Below are 16725 nucleotides of genomic sequence, written 5' to 3'. Positions count from 1 at the left end.
ACCCCACCGTATGGGGTTATTTTATTTTGGCGGAGTGCACAATGTTTGATATAGTATACAAATGATCAATCTACTTGAAAAGGAGTACATACAGATGAGAGATGATCTTTGCCGGATCGGCATTATTGATATTGGTTCCAACTCCATACGACTTGTAATTTATGACACGACACAGGCAGGCGGCTACAAAATCATCAAGGAATGTAAGTACTCTGCCCGTTTGAGCGAGAAGATTACGAAGGAAGGCCGGCTGGAGAAGAAGGATATGAATACGATCATACCTGTTCTTCAGCAGTTCAAGGAGATTTGTGATGATTTTGAAGTAGAGAAAATCCGCGCAGGCGCCACAGCCGCCATCCGTAATGCAGCGAACTCTGCAGAGATCATCAGCTACCTGTCCGAGGCCTCGTCCATTCCTATTGAAGTGGTCAGCGGATATCAGGAGGCGTATTTCGGCTTTCTTGGGGTGATCAATGCTTTTGATGTCCAGGACGGCTTCGTGATTGATATCGGCGGAGGGAGTACCGAGGTGACCTTATTCCGCGGACGGCGTTATCAGCAGAGTATCTCGTTCCCGTTCGGTGCGGTTAACACGAATCAGATGTTCAGCCAGGGCGGCAACTGGAACGCGGAGCAGATCCGCAAGCTGCAATTATACGTAACCGGCAGGCTGGTGGAGCATGACTGGCTATCGGCGGGCACAGGACTTCCGCTATACGGGCTGGGAGGAACGCTGCGCTCACTGGCGAAGCTCGATCAGCGGAACCGCGATTATTCGCTGCCTAATTCCCATGGCTATGTTCTGGAGAACGAGACGATCGAACGGTTTATGGAGGTTCTGCCCGTAACCCCCTTTGAGAAGCGTAAGGACCTGGATGGTCTGTCCAAAAGCCGGGCGGATATCATCGTATCCGGGCTGATTATTTTCCATACCGTCTATCATTACATTGGTGCCAGCCGGGCGCTGATCAGCGGGGAAGGCCTGCGTGAGGGCATGCTGCATGATCTGCTGGAGCCGGAGCAGCCGGTGCGTGACAGCGCGCTGGAATACAGCCTGGATACGATTATCCGCTTCGATATCCGCACCTCTAAGCGGCATCTCGACCATATCAACAAGCTGGCGCTGAGCCTGCTGGGAGCCTTTGAGCCGGAAGGGGACCGGGACGAGCAGAAGATGCTAATCTATGTGGCGATTATGCTGCACCGGACAGGCTCCAACATTAACTATTATCAATCCAAGCGGCACACCCACTATTGGCTCATGAATTCACCCATCCGCGGATTGACGCACCGCCAGCTGATTCTTAGCGCGTACATCGCTTCTTACAGCACAAAAAGCCGGAAGCAGAAATTGTCCCTGATGCATAAGGACATTTTGCTGCCTTCCGACGAGGAATGGATTCATAAGCTGGGTACATTAGTGCAGTTAAGCATTGCGCTGGACAGCACCGAGATCGGCATTGTCAGCGGGCTGAAGTCCCGTCTGCATAATCATACGCTGGATCTGGAGCTTCAGGGCGGACAGGTGCTTATCGGCTTGGAGGACATTGAGAATGCGCTCAAAGCCTTCAGGAATGCTTGGTCGGTGAAGGTAAAGCTCGGCTTCCCTTCCAGCGGGTAACATCCATAGCGGCGAACTGGCTCCGGAGCGGGGCCTTTTTGTCGTCGATCCGTTCATAATATCCGTTCGGCTGCAGGAAGCTGGATTTGACATTGTCCATCAGCGACAGCTCCAGAATCTTGACAATCTGATCGCGGATACTGTTATCCTTGACCGGACACATCAATTCGATCCGCCGGGTCAGGTTGCGCGTCATCCAGTCGGCACTGGACAGGTAGACCTCGGGATCGCCGCCATTCTCGAAGTAATAGATACGTGAGTGCTCCAGGAAGCGGTCCACAATACTGCGCACCGTAATGCGCTCACTGAGGCCTTCAATTCCCGGACGCAAGCAGCAGACTCCCCGGACGATCAGGTCGATGGACACTCCCGCCTGGGCTGCGCTGTAGAGATAATCAATGACCTCCTGGTTCGACAGGGAGTTCATCTTGGCGATAATCCGCGCAGGCCGGCCTGCGGCGGCATGCTCCGCCTCACGCAGAATCAGCTTCTGGAGCGACAGGCTCATGTTAGTCGGTGCTACGATGAAAGAGTTCCAATTGTAATTGGCAGAGTAGCCTGTCATCTGATTGAACAGCTCGGACGCATCCAGGCCAATCTCATGATTGGCGGTGAACAGGCTAAGGTCGGTATAGGCCTTGGCCGTACTGTCATTGTAGTTGCCTGTTCCCACATGAACATAACGGCGCAGCTCGGAGCCTTCCTGGCGTACGATCAGCGTTACCTTGGCATGGGTCTTGAGACCGACGAGACCATAAACCACGTGGCAGCCGGACTGCTCCAGCTTACGCGCCCAGGCGATATTGCGTTCCTCATCAAAGCGCGCCTTCAGTTCCACAACCACCGTAACTTGCTTGCCGGACTCGGCTGCGTTGGCGAGGGCTGCTATCAGCGGAGAATTGCCGCTGACCCGGTACAGCGTCATTTTGATGGCCATCACCTGCTCATCCTCGGAGGCCTGGATAATGAAATCCGTCATGGCATCGAAGGATTCGTACGGATGATAGACCAGAACATCACGCTGGCTCAGCACTTCGAAGAAATCTTCATTCTCATCGAATTCCGCCGGGTACATCGGCTCGACAGGCGGATTGAGCAGATAGCTGAAGCCCTTCAGACTGCTGGTGAAGCTGCGCAGGAAGCCGAGATCAAGCGGACCTTCGATCTCGAAGACGAAGTCCTCCAGCTCGAATTCAGCCTGTAGCTGCTCAAGTGCATAGGGATGGATACCTTTCTGTACTTCCAGACGGGCAGGCACACCGCGGCGGCGTTTGCGGAGCTCCTTCTCGATCTCCTCCAGCAGATCCTCCGCGCCTTCTTCATCTATCGTCAGGTCGGAGTTGCGGGTCAGGCGGAATTCGCTGACGGCTACCGGATCATAACCGCTGAACAAGGTCTGAATATGATGGCGGATCACATCTTCAATGAATACGAATTGCCGTTTTTTGCTGTTCGAGCGGTGCGGCAAGGGAATGCAGCGCGGCAGATTGGACGGAATCTGCAGAATGGCGAAGTAAGGCTCCTCCTCCTGGCTGTTCTTCCTTGTCAGCACGACAGCCAGATAGATGAACTGGCTGTGGACCAGCGGGAACGGACGGCTCTGGTCGACGGCCATCGGAGTCAGCACAGGGAAAATAATATCACGGTAGTATTCCTCAATTGCCTGCTCCTGTGCCGGTGTTAAGTCTTCATAATCAACGAACACAATGCCCTCTTTATGCAGGCTGCGAGAAATATCCTTGAAGGTGCGGTACTGGTCGGCGACAATTTTGGTCACCCGTTTGCTGAGGCGTTTATAGAGGCCGGAGGGCGTATAGCCGGTGAAATCCTTTTTGGAATATCCCGCCCGGATCTGATCCTGAATGCCCGCTACCCGGACACTGATGAACTCATCCAGATTACTGGACACTATGGCCAGGAATTTAGCCCGCTCAATCAGCGGGTTCTCCGGGTCCTGTGCCTCGCCGAGCACCCGGCGGTTGAACTCGATCCAGCTGAGGTCACGGTTAAGATAGGCTGTTGCAGGACTAATATTGTTGATTTTTTTCTCATCTGTATTCACGTTCATGGACCCTCCAAGGTTGCTTCAATGTCTAGTTAAGATATCGTGTTCTTTCATTCTACTATTTGCTTGCGTGAGAAATGTTAAAACTGTGTAAAATTTTTGCGAAAATTCAGGAAACATGGCATATTTATGCCGGGTCCCTTAATAATGATTAAGAATATGTAATATTTATATCGGTGGTAACGCTTTATTTGGGATAATTATTTCCAATTGCCACAAAAACATAGCCAATGGTTACAAAGTTGTGATATATTCATTACTGTTAGTTTACAAACCTGGCGTCACCATTGAAGGAGGCAATTCATGAAACTCAAGATCAGAGCCATCACCGCCCTGGCGGCCGTACTGGGACTCGGCACCTTGCTTCACGCAGCTCCCGTTCAAGCCGACAGCGTACATATCGCTGGAGAGACTACTACCTATTATACTCTATCCAATCATTATGGCATAAGCGTAGAGAAACTTATGAATGCGAACCCGCAGATTTCAGCGCTAAATATCTATCCCGGGCTGAAATTCACGATTCCGGGTGATGTTCAAGCCAAGACTGTGGCAGTAGCCAATACTGCAGCAGCTTCAGTAGAAGCTGTGGACGCAGCAGAAGTTCAAGCCCTGAGTGTGCAGCCGGCGACCAATACCGTTCAAGCCTGGGGCAAAGAATTCAATTACGCCAAAGTGCTGCAGGTCAAGGCTTCCGCCTATTCCTCGGCAGCCAGCGAGAATGGCAAGTGGGGCGCAGTCGATTATTTCGGCAATGCGCTGAAGCTCGGAACCATTGCCGTTGATCCGAGCGTGATTCCGCTGGGAACGAAGGTACTCGTAACCGGGTATACCCATCCGGGCCTTCCGAAGCAAGCCTTCGTAGCGACAGCGACGGATATGGGGAGTGCGATCAAGGGCAACCGGATCGATATCTTTATTCCGGGCAGCCAGAGCTTTGTAGCCGATTTCGGTTTTCAGTATGTAAATTTATATATTATTGAATAAACCAATAATGAGCCTTTGTACCAGATCAAGCACAATACGTAATCATGAAAAGGAAACAAAACCAGGCAGCATCCGCCGGTTTTGTTTCCTTTTTAAAATATAAGGATTTATATGTTTTTCGCTATACATGATCCTTCTATTTCTCGCTGAAACGGTACCGTCCTTCAAAGGACGGCAAAGCCGTTTCCACTTGCATTAGGACTCTAATGATCAAGCGGTTATTTGCTCTTGCTGACCTGTAGCATCTGGGGAACGGTCACGAAGCTGTATCCGCGCTGCCGCAGAATGCCGATGATCTCAGGCAGCGCCTGCAGCGTCCCTTGGAGGTTACTGCCTCTGCCGCCGCCCCCGTGCTGAAGAATAATGGCCCCTCTGCCAGCCTGGGAGAGAATGTTTTGCTTGACCTGATTTTTGGACAGGCCTCTCCAGTCGAGGGAGTCGACGTTCCAGTTCACCAGCTTATAGCCATGCGACTTCGCCCATTTAACCTGCGGCTCATTGATATCGCCATATGGCGGGCGGATCAGCTTCGGCTTGTATCCGGCCAGCAGCTGCAGAATATTCTCCGTACGGATAATCTGGATGCGGAACGCATTCATACTCAGCTTGCTGAACTGAGGGTGATTATAGGAGTGGTTGCCGATGGCATGGCCTTCGCGGATCATGCGTGCTACCAGGGCGGGATGCTTCTCCGCACGGCTGCCGACCACGAAGAAGGTGGCTTTGACTTTATATTTGCGCAGCACATCCAGGAGCTGCGGGGTGAAGCGCGGATCTGGCACATCATCGAAGGTGAGTGCGATCATTTTACGGCGGGGACCCTGGGTCTTGAGAGTCTCCGGGTATTTGCGCAGCAATTGGCTGAGGGAGAGGCCTTTTCTTTTTTTAGGGTGTCTGACTGAAGATTGGGAGGCCGCCGATCCGGCCGGCACCGCCGGTTCGTCTTCAATAGAAGCTTGTGGCCGGGACGATGGCCGGATCTCTTGTGCAGGCACTGGCGCAGGACTATCTGCCGCAGCTGCAGAGACAGACACAAGCTCGGCAGCCGGTGCAGACAGGGCGAGGGCAATGACGGATATAAACAGCACTATGCGGCGGAATATTGCCAGTTTCATCAGAACGAAGCCTCCTCCAACCACGGTCCGGTTATTTTAGAATATAAGGGTTGTTATTTCCAAGCAGCCGTGAATTTATGCCGTACCGTCCGCAGAGTATTCAAAGATTTATCACTTCCCCAAATCGTTGTATACTGAGATGGATCATAGATACGGGAAGGATGGAGACAAGTATGGCTGATTTGTTTACACCTTATGAACTTAAGGCTTTAACCCTGAAGAACCGCGTGGTTATGCCGCCGATGTGCCAGTATGCGGTTGAGAAGCAGGACGGTATTCCAACGGATTGGCATCATGTGCATTATGTCAGCCGGGCTGTCGGGGGATGCGGCTTCATTATTGTAGAGATGAGCGGAGTTCACCCTGATGGGCGGATTACGAGCCGGGACACCGGGATCTGGGACGACGGGCAGATTCCGGCGTTCAAGCGGCTGACGGATGCCGTTCACGCCCATGGTGCTAAGATTGCCATCCAGCTCGGACATGCCGGCCGTAAGGCCGTCGATGCTGCCCCGCCGGTTGCACCTTCGGCCATCCCGTTCGATGATACCTATGCGATGCCCAAGGCGCTTAGCCGTGAAGAGATTACGGAGCAGATTATCGCCTTCCGGGAAGCGGCGCGGCGTGCGGTTGAAGCGGGGTTCGATACGGTTGAGCTGCATGGAGCCCATGGATACCTCATCCACCAGTTCCATTCCCCGCTCTCCAATATCCGGGATGATGAGTATGGACAAGACCCCATCTTGTTCGGGGAACAGGTGGTAGAGGCAGTGCGTGAGGTGCTGCCGGCTGAAATGCCGCTAATCATGCGGGTGTCCGCCAAGGAATACGTGGAGGGCGGTTATGATGAAGCATATGCGCTGGAATTCTGCCGCCGCTATAAGGAGGCAGGCGTAGACCTGTTCCATGTATCCTCGGGCGGGGAGGGGCCGATTGGCTCGAATGGCGGCCCGAATGCAGGGTCAGCTTATCAGGTGGGGCTTGCCGAATACATACGCAGCGGATTACAGGTCCCCGTTATCGCTGTAGGCCGTCTGGAGTCCTATGAGGAAGCGCAGGCGGTGATAACGGAGGCGAAGGCAGAGCTTGTAGCTGTAGGCAGAGGCCTGCTCAGTGACCCGTACTGGACGCTTCATGCTGCTGAGGCACTGGGCGGTATTGATCCGTCCGATCTGCCCGCACCTTATGTACGCGGAATCTGGAACAAGAAATAGAGGGCATCATTTGTGAATAATGTCACAGATTTTAAGTTCCTTCTAAGGCATGGTTAATAAGATTAAATTTGAAGGAGCTTGATAACGTGGCGACGGTGATTAGTAATGAGCGGCTGGCTGAAGGAGTGTACCACCTGGTAGTTGAAGGGGGAAACAGTGGGGAGATGGGTCAGTTCTACATGCTGCGGGCATGGGGAGCCTATCCGCTGCTGTCAAGACCCCTTAGCATACATCAGGTGAATGATAACGGTGTTGAATTCTTGTATCACGTAGTGGGCGAAGGAACAGAGATCCTTGCCGCACTGAATCCGGGCGATCCGCTGGAGCTGGAGGGACCGTTCGGTACAGGGTTCCCGCAGGTCGAAGGCAAGGTAGCGCTAGTGGGCGGGGGGATCGGAATTGCTCCGCTGTATTATTGTGCGCAAAAGCTTCCGGGAAGTGATATCTATCTCGGCTTCAGCCGCGAGCCTTTCCGTACCGAAGCCTTCCGTCCTCTGGCTGCTGAGCTGACCGTCGATGTAGGCGGATTGATTCTGGACAGCGTGGATTTCTCGGCGTATGACCATATCTTCGTCTGCGGCCCGCATCCGATGCTGAAGGCTGCACAGCTCAAGGGCATTGCTCCAGATTCTGGGGGCAAGCGCCCCGCCGTCTATCTGTCCCTGGAGAACCGGATGGCCTGCGGCATCGGCGCCTGCCTGGTCTGCAGCGTCTCTTGTAAGGACGGGCAACGCAAAGCCTGTGCAGACGGTCCTGTCTTCCTGGCTGAGGAGGTATTATTCCATGATTAATACAACTGCAACGATTGCCGGTGTGTCCTTCAAGAACCCGATTGTCATGGCTTCCGGCACCTTCGGCTTCGGCCGTGAATATGGCCGGTTATACGATGTGTCCCTGCTGGGCGGTATCTCCGGCAAGGGTCTTACGCTTCATGCCAAAGCCGGTAATCCCGGAATCCGCGTCTATGAGACCCCTTCCGGGATGCTGAACAGTGTAGGGCTTGAGAATCCGGGAGTAGAGGCCTTTCTGGCCAAGGAGCTGCCATATTGGGAGACGCTGGATACCGCACGTATCGTGAATCTGGGCGGCAACACGCTGGCGGATTATGTACTGGGCGCGGAGCTGATCCAGCGGGATGCGGATGCCCGTCTTCTGGCCGGGAAGCCGGCCGTGGATATGATTGAACTGAATATCTCCTGCCCGAACGTGAAGGAGGGCGGGATTGCTTTTGGCGTGAAGACTCCTGCGGCACAGGAAGTGGTCCGTGCGGTCCGTGCGGCTACAAGCCTGCCGCTGGCCGTGAAGCTGTCGCCGAATGCCGAGGATATCGCAGAGATGGCTGTGATGTGCGAAGCAGAGGGCGCGGAGGCCGTCTCTCTGATCAACACGATTTCGGGGATGAAGATTGATGTCCGCCGCCGCCGCAGTGTGTTCAATAACCTCTATGCGGGATTGTCCGGACCGGCGATTAAGCCGGTGGCTCTGCGTATGGTGCATCAGGTGGCCCGCAGGGTAACTATTCCGGTAATCGGCATGGGAGGCATCACTTCGGCTACGGATATTATTGAATTTATTATGGCAGGGGCGACTGTAATACAGGTTGGTACCTACAACTTCATGAATTTGCGGGCGGGCAGTACGCTTGTAGAAGAATTGCAGCAGTTTATGGAGGAAGAGAATATTTCCTCACTGGATGAGATCCGTGGTATTGTATAGGCAGCAGGCCGGTATACAATGATCTTTTTGCCGCAGAATGAGAGATTTCTACAGCCTATGGTTAATATAAAGGGAGGGGAATTCAGCTTGACAACGAATCCGGTGCATGCTGATGATATTGTGCTGACCGAGACCGAGGTAGGCCGCGATCTGCTGCTGCTGATTACCGGGGGAGTACGCCATATTGGTGCGGCAAGCACGGCGTACATGGACGGAGACCTCGCGCGGGTGATGACCTCTGCCGTTCCCCATCATAAGGAGCATACGATCAGTGAAGCCATTGCGCTGAAGGCTGCCGCCGCATTGAACCGGACAGTCACGGTTGTGATGGGCATTCACTATGACGATCTGAGCAAAGAGGGCATTCTTGCGGTCGTAAATATTGTGAATGATAAGGTGGAGCAATATTTAGTGCAGAAGGCCGGAAGAAATTTTTGAAACGATCCTCATCTCCCTGCGTAAAAGATACCATTGAACCACTAACTTTACTTTTGGAGGAATGAACCATGTCTATATTTAAAAGATTGCGTGATCTGACCATGTCCAATGTGAATGCGATTATTGATAAAGCAGAAGATCCGGTTAAAATGACCGACCAGTACATTCGTGACATGACGGAGGATCTGGAGGATGCCGAGAAAGCGGTAGCTGCCCAGATCGCTATTGAGAAGAAATTCAAACAGCTGTACGAAGAGCAGGAAGCGCTGGTGAACAAGCGTAATCAGCAAGCTCATGCAGCCGCTCAGGCCGGTAACGCCGATCTGGCCCGCCGTGCCCTTGAAGAGAAGAAATCGGCAGAAGCCAAGCTTGTAGAGTACAAGGCCAGCTTCGACCAGAACAAGGCTTCCGCAGACAACCTGCGCGGCAAGCTCGACGAAATGCGCAAACAGCTTACCCAGATGAAAAACAAGCGGGAGACACTCGTTGCCCGTTACAACGCTGCGAAGGCGCAGACCGAAATCAACAAAGCGATGAGCGGCTTCAGCTCCGACTCTGCTTCTGCCGGACTCAAACGGATGGAAGACAAGATGCTGCAGGCCGAAGCACAGGCAGAAGCCAGCAACGAGATGAGCTCGGGCAACAAATCGCTGGATGATGAGTTCGAGAAGCTGGGCAAAGACCAGGCGGTTGAAGATGAGCTGGCTGCGCTGATGAAGCAATACGAGAAATAATAACATATTGGCAGAAGCCGGACTTTAGGCAATTGTCCACAGGCGAAGGGGAGACAGAACGCGCGGTTTCCCCTTCGCTTTATGTTTGTCTTACCTGTTAGGAAATATGAACAAGCGGGGGCTGGAGTAATGGATTTCGATACCCTGGTGTCCATGGTAGTATGGACGGTCAGCGGCGCAGTGCTGCTGTGTGTGCTGATGCTCGTGGATTCGCTGTTTACCCGTTATAATGATATGGAAGAGCTGAAGGCGGGGAACATGGCTGTGACTACCCGGCTGGTGTTGAAGCTGCTGTCACAAGGCTATATTTTATCGGCATCCATTGCTGCGGCGAACCGGCTCGGGACCGCCCTTATAGTCTCAATAGTATCTTTTGTCTTGTTATTCGTGCTGGAGAAGGCGGTAGAGCAGCTCCTGAGCCGGTGGGGGAACCTTGAACTGGATCATGGCACCCAGCTTGGCAAGGTCGGCTACGGCCTGATGGCAGGCTCGCTGCATGTGACGGGAGCATTGATTATTGCGGCCTTTATCCGCGGATAAGAAGAAGGATTAGCGTACCAATCTGTAGGAGGATGATGGCTTTGGGTCTTTGGAAAAGAATCGGCAATCTGTTCTCGAAGCCGGAGGCGCCTAAAGCGCCCGCAAGCATGCTGACCCTGTCTCCCGGAGATATCTGTGAGGTCTCCCTGGTCACCTATGAAGTGACGGGCCGGACGAAGACGAGCGGCCGGAATGCCGTTGTACTGACACTGCGCGACGGGAGCCGGATCGCCTATCTGTATATAGAAGAGCGGGAAGAGCTGCAATACAGATTGTATCACCCGATCGACGGGCGTCTGGACAGTCCCTCCGAGGTTCCGGCTACCCTGGAGCTGGATGACCGGACCTTTTATCTGGAGGAAGAATATGAAGGATATGCCGCTGTTACAGGGCAGACCCCTTACATGAACGGCGGGGAGCAGCATGTCTGGCAATACCAGTCGGATGATTCGCGGCTGCTGCGCGTGGAATGGCAGAATGGACGGTTCATGCTCTATGAGGGTGAAAGCGTCCTGCCGGCTGATGTAAGAGTGATCCGCGCATCTTAAGCTGAATGTAGCAAGGCTGCGGCTGCGCTGCTGACAGCTGAATAGAATCGGGATTGAATAAGGGATGCATGCGCTTGTTACAGGCCTGTGCATCCCTTTTGCCATGTCTTCATGTTAAAATAGGGCGTAATTGGCTTAATGAGCAGCAACCCAGCGGATGAAGCAGAAGGAGTGAATTGAAAAGTGACTAACGAATACAGTAATGATAAATTTCAGCGCGCAGCGCTTCAAGTTGCAGAGGCGCAAGGCAGGCTGAAGCCTTATGCTGCGCTGCTTGCGCAGGAAGCTGTACCCCTGCATCTCAGCAGCGGGCGTTATCTGGCTGAGTCTGTCCATGCACCGCATCCTTTTCCGGCATTTGACCGCTCCAGTATGGACGGGTTCGCCGTGATAGCGGCTGATACTTTAGCGGCAGGAGCCCCTGACACGGTGTGGCTTGAAGTCGTCGATGTCATTCCCTGCGGCGCAGTAGCCTCCAGAGAGATTACGGCTGGCACTGCTGCGCGCATTATGACAGGGGCGCAGATTCCACGCGGTGCAGACACCGTGATTATGATGGAAGCTACGGAGAGCCGGGTAGAGGACGGAGTCACCTATCTCGGTATCCGCAAGCTGCAAGAGCGGGGGCTGCATATCACCCCTTGCGGACTTGAGCTTAGAACGGGTGACCCGGTACTTTGTGAAGGGACTCTAATCGGCGCTGGCGAAATTGCTGTTCTGGCAGCGCTCGGGGTGCCGGAGGTTCCTGTCCGCCGCAGACCCAAGGTGGCGGTCTTCGCCACCGGAACTGAGCTGCTGGAGGTGGACGAGCCGTTAGTCCCGGGTAAAATCCGCAACAGCAACTCGCCCATGCTTGAGGCGCTAATCCGGGAGGCGGGCGGAGAACCCGTGATGCTGGGAGCGATCATCGATGATCTGGAGCTGGCCCGCAGTAAGGTGCAGATGGCACTGGAAAGCTATGATCTGGTGATCACTACAGGCGGCGTATCTGTCGGGGATTATGATATTATGGGTGATTTGGTCCGTGAGCAGAGCGGAGAGCTGCTGTTCAATAAAATAGCCATGCGCCCCGGCAGCGTTACCACGGCAGCCGTTCGCGGCGGGAGCATCCTCCTCGCCTTATCCGGCAACCCGGGCGCCTGCTTCGTAGGATTCCAGCTGTTTGCCCGCCCGGTCATCGGGCTGATGCAGGGTGCAGCCCGGCCGTATCTGCCGGAGTGGACAGCGGTGCTGGGTGAAGATTATAAGCGGACCAACAGCTTCACCCGCTATGTCCGCGCCCGCCTGGAGATCCGCGAAGCAGTGCTCTATGCTTATCCAGCCGCCGTAGACGAGTCATCCGTCACGGTTACGATTAAAGACAGCGACTGCCTGATCGTCATCCCGCCGGACAGTGGACAATTATCTGCCGGGGATAAGGTAACTGTGCTGAAGCTTCCGGGTGAGATCAGGGGATGAGACACGGCAAGCCTAAGCATGTCTATTAGCGGCCGGCCAGCAAACCGGTAAGTCAAAGGACTAACCAACTAAATTTTTATTATGCTATTTCATCATATGAAAAATTCATAATAGAACCGCAAAACCCGGTCATTTATCTGATAACGGTAGCTGATTGTATTTCCTGCAATAGAAAACGCATAATTGACCGTGAAAGGAGATTCTATTGTACTTCATACAGTAGAATGTTGTGTTTTGGATGAAAAATGGCATTTATTCAACATTCAATTGCACGGAATACAATAGATTCTTTTTCGAAGCTGTTTCTACCGCGTTCTATTGTACAAAATACAGTTGCTATCGTTCCAGCGTCTACAGCACCCGATTAACTGCTGCTTTGAACTCAAAATTAGTTAAAAACTCAACATATGAAAAATTCACAATAGTAAGTTCAAAACCTAACCCCAAAACACTAACCAGCACCCAACAAGCAATACCATCCTATCGCGCGACTGCATCCAACGCCATAACCGCAAAACCTGGTTACAAGGGTAACAAACAAAACCCTCCAGTTTCTTAAAAGGGGACATTCCCTAGACAGAAACTGGAGGGTTCTACTACAATGATTACTGTGCCGTTAAAATCAACGGTCCATCTGCAGTAATTGCAATGGTATGTTCATACTGAGCAGAGAGCTTGCCGTCAGCTGTTCTCGCGGTCCATTCATCATCGTCGATGGTGATCTCATATGTGCCTTCGTTAATCATCGGCTCAATCGTAAATACCATGCCTTCTTTGAGGCGGATGCCTTTGCCAGCAGTGCCGATGTGTACGTAGCTCGGCTCCTCATGGAGACTTCGTCCGATGCCATGCGCCAGCAGATCGCGTACGACGGAATAACCGTGTGCTTCGGCATGCTGCTGGATGGCTGATGTGATGTCACCCAGCCGTCCTCCCGGAACAGCCCGGGCGATCCCCAGATCAAGGCATTCCTTCGTTACCTGCATTAATCTCTGTGCCTCCGGGCTGATCTCACCGACAGCGTAGCTCATGCACGAATCTCCAAACCAGCCCCCGTATTGCGCCACTATGTCCAGCTTCAGCAAGTCACCTTCCTTCACGACCCGTCTGCTGGATGGAATCCCATGTGCCACCACATCATTAATAGATATACAGGTCTCGGCAGGGAATCCGTTATAGCCTTTGGTGAACTGCTTGCCGCCGAGCTTGGTGATATGTTTGGCCACAAGATCATTAATTTCAAGCGTGGTGATTCCAGGTACAATATGTTTGGACACCTCACGGTAGCAGTCGGCCACAATTTGGCTGGCTTTTTTCATCTCTTCAATTTCTCTGGGGGATTTAATAATAAGCATGTTGAGTGTACCCGCTCCTTCATCTTTCAATAGTGTCTGTCTTTTATAGTTTCAGAACTCTGACGATCTCCGTTGCATCTTCATTCAGCTGCCCTCTGCGGAGGGACAATGCAGCACAGCCAACTAGAGCGGCTAACAGCATCTCCGTGTGCTGCAATTCATGTTGCGCGTCGTCTGCCATCCTGCCAGGAATCAGTGAGTCCTCCATAAGTCCGGTGCCAAGCATCGTGGACAGCGGGGTCAGCACCTCTAGGCGGAACTCATCAATGAGCGGGGAAGAGCGGGCTTCAGGCAGGGTAGGGAATCCCTCACCCGCCTGCTTGCACAGCAGATAGATAGCATGATCCTCCGCCCACAGCTGCAACAGCCGCACCCCGGCGGCAGAACTCTCCAGCGGGATCTTTAACGGTAGCTCCGGTTCTGCCATAGGCGGGGACTTCAGCCATTCCGCTGCCCGGTCGAGCGCATCCCATAAGAGGTCGTGAAGCAAATCGCCCTTATTGCTATAATAATGATAGACCGTACCATAACCGAGACCTGCCTCCGCAGCCACATCCCGGATTTCTAATAGAGGCCCTTTATTCAAAAATACGTCCGCTGCTGCTTTGCGGATCTGCACCAGCCGCCGCAGCCGGATATCTTCGTTCTGTTCCTTCGTGCGGGGAGTCATTTTATCCGTTCACCTCATTTATTATAGACCTGCTGTCATGTCAATATAAAACAACGGCAGTCATATGGCAAGGGGAAATATCTGAACCACCCCTTTGAAAATTACATATAAACCGGATAGAACATCATCCGGTTTATTCTCCTTAGACCCAGTGCTCCGGATGCCTTAAGGATTCCGGGAGCTTGGTGGACGGGTTGCCTTGCGCAGCTTGCAGCTGCGCTTGAGTGAGGAAGAGGCTGCCCCGCAGATCGGCTCCGCTTAGGTTCGTGTCGCGGAAGTCTGCGCCAATCAGATCGGCGAACCGCAGGTCAGCGCCGCTCAGATCTGCAGCGATCAGATAAGCGCCGCGTAAACTGAGGCAGCGGAGGTCGGCCCCGCGTAGCCTTGCCCCAATCAGATCGGCTCCGCGCCCATAGCTCTTCTGGCGCTTTGGAGCCGGGAAGAGCTGCTTGCGGGCAGCGGTGCGCGCTAGCTCGCTGGCACGCAGCAGCAGCTCATTGACGTCAGCGCGGTGTACAGGCACATCGAGCTGAAGCAGCTTTTCCGGGCTGAGCAGGGTGAGGGCTTGCGTCTGCTCCAGCATTTTGTCAAGCGAATCATGCAGGGTCTCGGCCCCGCGCAGTGTCAGTGCCTCGTGCAGATACCATAGCAGCTCATGCAGCTGGCGCATCACAGGAAGAACCTCGAACATCTGTCCCGCAGTCTCGGGAGCCTGACGCCAGTCGCGTCCGCCATAGGTCAGCTTGGAGATTTTCTGCCCGGCCCCGAAGCAGTCGTATACCGTACATCCCCGGAAGCCGCGATCTCTAAGCTCCGTATGAATGCCGCAAAGGAAATCCGCCCGCAGATTGGGACAGGGCTGTCCGGCAGGCTTGTCAATAGTGAAGTCTGAGGAAGCAGAGAAATGAAGCGCTGCGCAGCATAGACCGAAGCAGTTCAGACAATCCGATTGCAGCTCCGGCAGTCCGGGATTCGCAGTATGGGATTCAGGAAATGAATGATTGTCTAACAAACGTATTCCTCCAAAAAATGAATGGGATTAACATAGCGGTTCACGCAGATTATTGCGTTGGTTCATTGTCCATACGGCGTTCAATCGCCTCAGACATCGTTTTATCCGTGAGATGGGCATAGATCTCGGTAGTCTCCGTAGAAGCATGGCCCAGTTGTTCCTTCGTCCGGTAAATATCGTTCTGCAGGTAATAATCAGTGGCAAAAGAGTGCCGCAGCTTATGAACCGTCAGATAAGGCTTGCCGAACCGTTTGGCGTATTTGATGATCATCTCCTGGATCGCCCGTTTGGTCATCCGTTTACCTTCTTTGCTGCCGTTGGGCAGGGCAATGAAGAGGGCTTTTTCACGTTTCGGCGTCTTGTACCTGCTCTGGCGAAGGCTCAAGTACAAGCTGAGATCATCCTTCGACTGTTCCCGGAAATAGACCGGGGTCTTGAACGTCTCATCGTTATGACCCTTACGGAAGACATAGAGCAGCTTGTTGTTGACATCCAGATCATCCACGTTCAGGTTGACTACCTCAGAGACGCGCAGGCCGGAATTCAGGATCAGACTGGCAATACAGGCATCCCGTTCCCGGTTAAGCTGCCAAGAATAATAAGCCTGCTTATTGGCTTCCACATCTGTCCCATATCCATCATAAATGTAGCCTACGAACTCCAGCAGCTCTTCGTCCTCCAGAATTTTACCTTTGAGCTTGGCGGCGGTATCCTTCGGTTTGTGAATGCGCTTGATCTCAACCTTGGCCATAATGTTACGCTTCAGCAGCGGGTAAAAGTTCTCATCCTCAGCAATCTGGCTTAAGTAATGGAACAGGGAGCGCAGCGCAGACAGCTTACGGGATACGGTTACCCGCGAATTCGCATTTTCAGCCCGGGTGGTTAAGTACAGACGGTAGCCGACAATGCTGTCCATATGCAGGGTCTCCAGCTCAAGCAGAGTAATGTCAGCATTGCTGGCCGCAACAGACAGACCTTCACCCCGCAGCCAGCCGAAAAAAGATTCATAGTCCCGGATATACTCCAGCAGCGTGGAGGGGGACAGATCCGGCCGTTTATAGTCGATAAACTGCTGGACGAACCAGGGCATCTGCGGCAGCCGCTGATCCAGGTTTGCCCGGTCGGTAGCTTTTTGAATACTGATGAGCTTCACCTTCTTTATAGTTTCCCCCAGGGGGAGGGCTGTGCTTCTATCTTACCATGTTTCCGGCAAACCTTGCTCCTGATGAGACAAAGTTATATGATGGGTAGT

Annotated in this window: 16 protein-coding genes; 10 read left to right on the top strand and 6 right to left on the bottom strand. The window is 53.2% G+C overall.

The features are described 5' to 3' along the window. The first annotated feature begins 94 nt into the window (after nucleotides 1–94). The gene (locus MKX63_RS29895) at nucleotides 95–1621 is read left to right on the top strand and encodes a Ppx/GppA phosphatase family protein (RefSeq protein WP_341022323.1); all 1527 of its coding nucleotides are present in this window, start codon (nucleotides 95–97) and stop codon (nucleotides 1619–1621) included. On the opposite strand, the gene ppk1 is transcribed toward MKX63_RS29895, so the two are convergent. Continuing rightward, a complete protein-coding gene (gene ppk1, locus MKX63_RS29890; protein ID WP_341022321.1) occupies nucleotides 1569–3689 on the bottom strand; it encodes a polyphosphate kinase 1 in 2121 nt (706 codons plus the stop codon). The genes MKX63_RS29895 and ppk1 overlap by 53 nt on opposite strands. A 300-nt stretch (nucleotides 3690–3989) precedes the next feature. On the opposite strand from ppk1, the gene MKX63_RS29885 reads away from it, so the two are divergent. Beyond that, complete coding sequence (locus MKX63_RS29885) at nucleotides 3990–4673, top strand: 3D domain-containing protein (RefSeq protein WP_341022319.1); 684 nt, start codon at nucleotides 3990–3992, stop codon at nucleotides 4671–4673. 218 nt (nucleotides 4674–4891) lie between these two features. Here MKX63_RS29885 and MKX63_RS29880 read toward each other — a convergent pair whose 3' ends face one another. Next, nucleotides 4892–5788, bottom strand: a complete 897-nt coding sequence (locus MKX63_RS29880) for a polysaccharide deacetylase family protein (RefSeq protein WP_341022317.1) — start codon at nucleotides 5786–5788, stop codon at nucleotides 4892–4894. A gap of 173 nt (nucleotides 5789–5961) precedes the next feature. Between MKX63_RS29880 and MKX63_RS29875 the strand changes: the two genes are divergently transcribed. From MKX63_RS29875 to MKX63_RS29840, 8 genes are all read left to right on the top strand, one after another. Continuing rightward, nucleotides 5962–7002 (top strand): NADH:flavin oxidoreductase/NADH oxidase, encoded by a 1041-nt coding sequence (locus MKX63_RS29875; protein ID WP_341022316.1) that lies wholly within the window; start codon nucleotides 5962–5964, stop codon nucleotides 7000–7002. A gap of 86 nt (nucleotides 7003–7088) precedes the next feature. Continuing rightward, the gene (locus MKX63_RS29870) at nucleotides 7089–7793 is read left to right on the top strand and encodes a dihydroorotate dehydrogenase electron transfer subunit (RefSeq protein WP_341022315.1); all 705 of its coding nucleotides are present in this window, start codon (nucleotides 7089–7091) and stop codon (nucleotides 7791–7793) included. Further along, a complete protein-coding gene (locus tag MKX63_RS29865) occupies nucleotides 7786–8718 on the top strand; it encodes a dihydroorotate dehydrogenase (RefSeq protein ID WP_341022313.1) in 933 nt (310 codons plus the stop codon). The genes MKX63_RS29870 and MKX63_RS29865 overlap by 8 nt, the downstream gene beginning before the upstream one ends. An 87-nt stretch (nucleotides 8719–8805) precedes the next feature. Then, nucleotides 8806–9156: a prenylated flavin chaperone LpdD gene (gene lpdD, locus MKX63_RS29860; protein WP_341022310.1), complete on the top strand. Its 351-nt coding sequence runs from the start codon at nucleotides 8806–8808 to the stop codon at nucleotides 9154–9156. A 68-nt stretch (nucleotides 9157–9224) separates the two neighbouring features. Further along, nucleotides 9225–9890 (top strand): PspA/IM30 family protein, encoded by a 666-nt coding sequence (locus tag MKX63_RS29855; RefSeq protein WP_341022308.1) that lies wholly within the window; start codon nucleotides 9225–9227, stop codon nucleotides 9888–9890. A gap of 129 nt (nucleotides 9891–10019) precedes the next feature. Continuing rightward, entirely contained in the window at nucleotides 10020–10430 is a 411-nt protein-coding gene (locus MKX63_RS29850) for a DUF350 domain-containing protein (protein WP_341022306.1), read from the top strand. A gap of 41 nt (nucleotides 10431–10471) precedes the next feature. Next, nucleotides 10472–10978 carry a DUF4178 domain-containing protein gene (locus MKX63_RS29845; protein WP_341022304.1) on the top strand — a complete coding sequence of 169 codons (507 nt, stop codon included), beginning with the start codon at nucleotides 10472–10474 and terminating at the stop codon, nucleotides 10976–10978. A 183-nt stretch (nucleotides 10979–11161) separates the two neighbouring features. Next, nucleotides 11162–12436 carry a molybdopterin molybdotransferase MoeA gene (locus tag MKX63_RS29840; RefSeq protein WP_341022302.1) on the top strand — a complete coding sequence of 425 codons (1275 nt, stop codon included), beginning with the start codon at nucleotides 11162–11164 and terminating at the stop codon, nucleotides 12434–12436. 605 nt (nucleotides 12437–13041) lie between these two features. Here the strand turns inward: MKX63_RS29840 and map are convergent. From map to xerS, 4 genes are all read right to left on the bottom strand, one after another. Continuing rightward, entirely contained in the window at nucleotides 13042–13791 is a 750-nt protein-coding gene (gene map / locus MKX63_RS29835; protein ID WP_341022300.1) for a type I methionyl aminopeptidase, read from the bottom strand. 43 nt (nucleotides 13792–13834) lie between these two features. Beyond that, entirely contained in the window at nucleotides 13835–14461 is a 627-nt protein-coding gene (locus tag MKX63_RS29830; RefSeq protein ID WP_341022299.1) for a TetR/AcrR family transcriptional regulator, read from the bottom strand. Nucleotides 14462–14603: 142 nt separating this feature from the next. Next, a complete protein-coding gene (locus MKX63_RS29825; protein ID WP_341022297.1) occupies nucleotides 14604–15473 on the bottom strand; it encodes a pentapeptide repeat-containing protein in 870 nt (289 codons plus the stop codon). Between the two features lie 49 nt (nucleotides 15474–15522). Further along, a complete protein-coding gene (xerS, locus tag MKX63_RS29820; RefSeq protein WP_341023351.1) occupies nucleotides 15523–16617 on the bottom strand; it encodes a tyrosine recombinase XerS in 1095 nt (364 codons plus the stop codon). Between the last annotated feature and the right edge of the window lie 108 nt (nucleotides 16618–16725).

Source organism: Paenibacillus sp. FSL R7-0179 (genome assembly GCF_038002265.1).
Classification (GTDB): Bacteria; Bacillota; Bacilli; order Paenibacillales; family Paenibacillaceae; genus Paenibacillus_AQ.
The sequence above is the reverse complement of the archived record's forward strand: the minus strand, read 5'-3'. Positions and strand labels throughout refer to the sequence as shown.

Bases quoted from the DNA above. Each gene is read 5' to 3' on its own strand.
- map (WP_341022300.1), bottom strand. From the start codon at position 13,791: ATGCTTATTATTAAATCCCCCAGAGAAATTGAAGAGATGAAAAAAGCC.
- ppk1 (WP_341022321.1), bottom strand. From the start codon at position 3,689: ATGAACGTGAATACAGATGAGAAAAAAATCAACAATATTAGTCCTGCA.
- MKX63_RS29895 (WP_341022323.1), top strand. From the start codon at position 95: ATGAGAGATGATCTTTGCCGGATCGGCATTATTGATATTGGTTCCAAC.
- MKX63_RS29855 (WP_341022308.1), top strand. From the start codon at position 9,225: ATGTCTATATTTAAAAGATTGCGTGATCTGACCATGTCCAATGTGAAT.
- MKX63_RS29880 (WP_341022317.1), bottom strand. From the start codon at position 5,788: ATGAAACTGGCAATATTCCGCCGCATAGTGCTGTTTATATCCGTCATT.
- MKX63_RS29865 (WP_341022313.1), top strand. From the start codon at position 7,786: ATGATTAATACAACTGCAACGATTGCCGGTGTGTCCTTCAAGAACCCG.
- MKX63_RS29830 (WP_341022299.1), bottom strand. From the start codon at position 14,461: ATGACTCCCCGCACGAAGGAACAGAACGAAGATATCCGGCTGCGGCGG.
- MKX63_RS29875 (WP_341022316.1), top strand. From the start codon at position 5,962: ATGGCTGATTTGTTTACACCTTATGAACTTAAGGCTTTAACCCTGAAG.
- MKX63_RS29885 (WP_341022319.1), top strand. From the start codon at position 3,990: ATGAAACTCAAGATCAGAGCCATCACCGCCCTGGCGGCCGTACTGGGA.
- MKX63_RS29850 (WP_341022306.1), top strand. From the start codon at position 10,020: ATGGATTTCGATACCCTGGTGTCCATGGTAGTATGGACGGTCAGCGGC.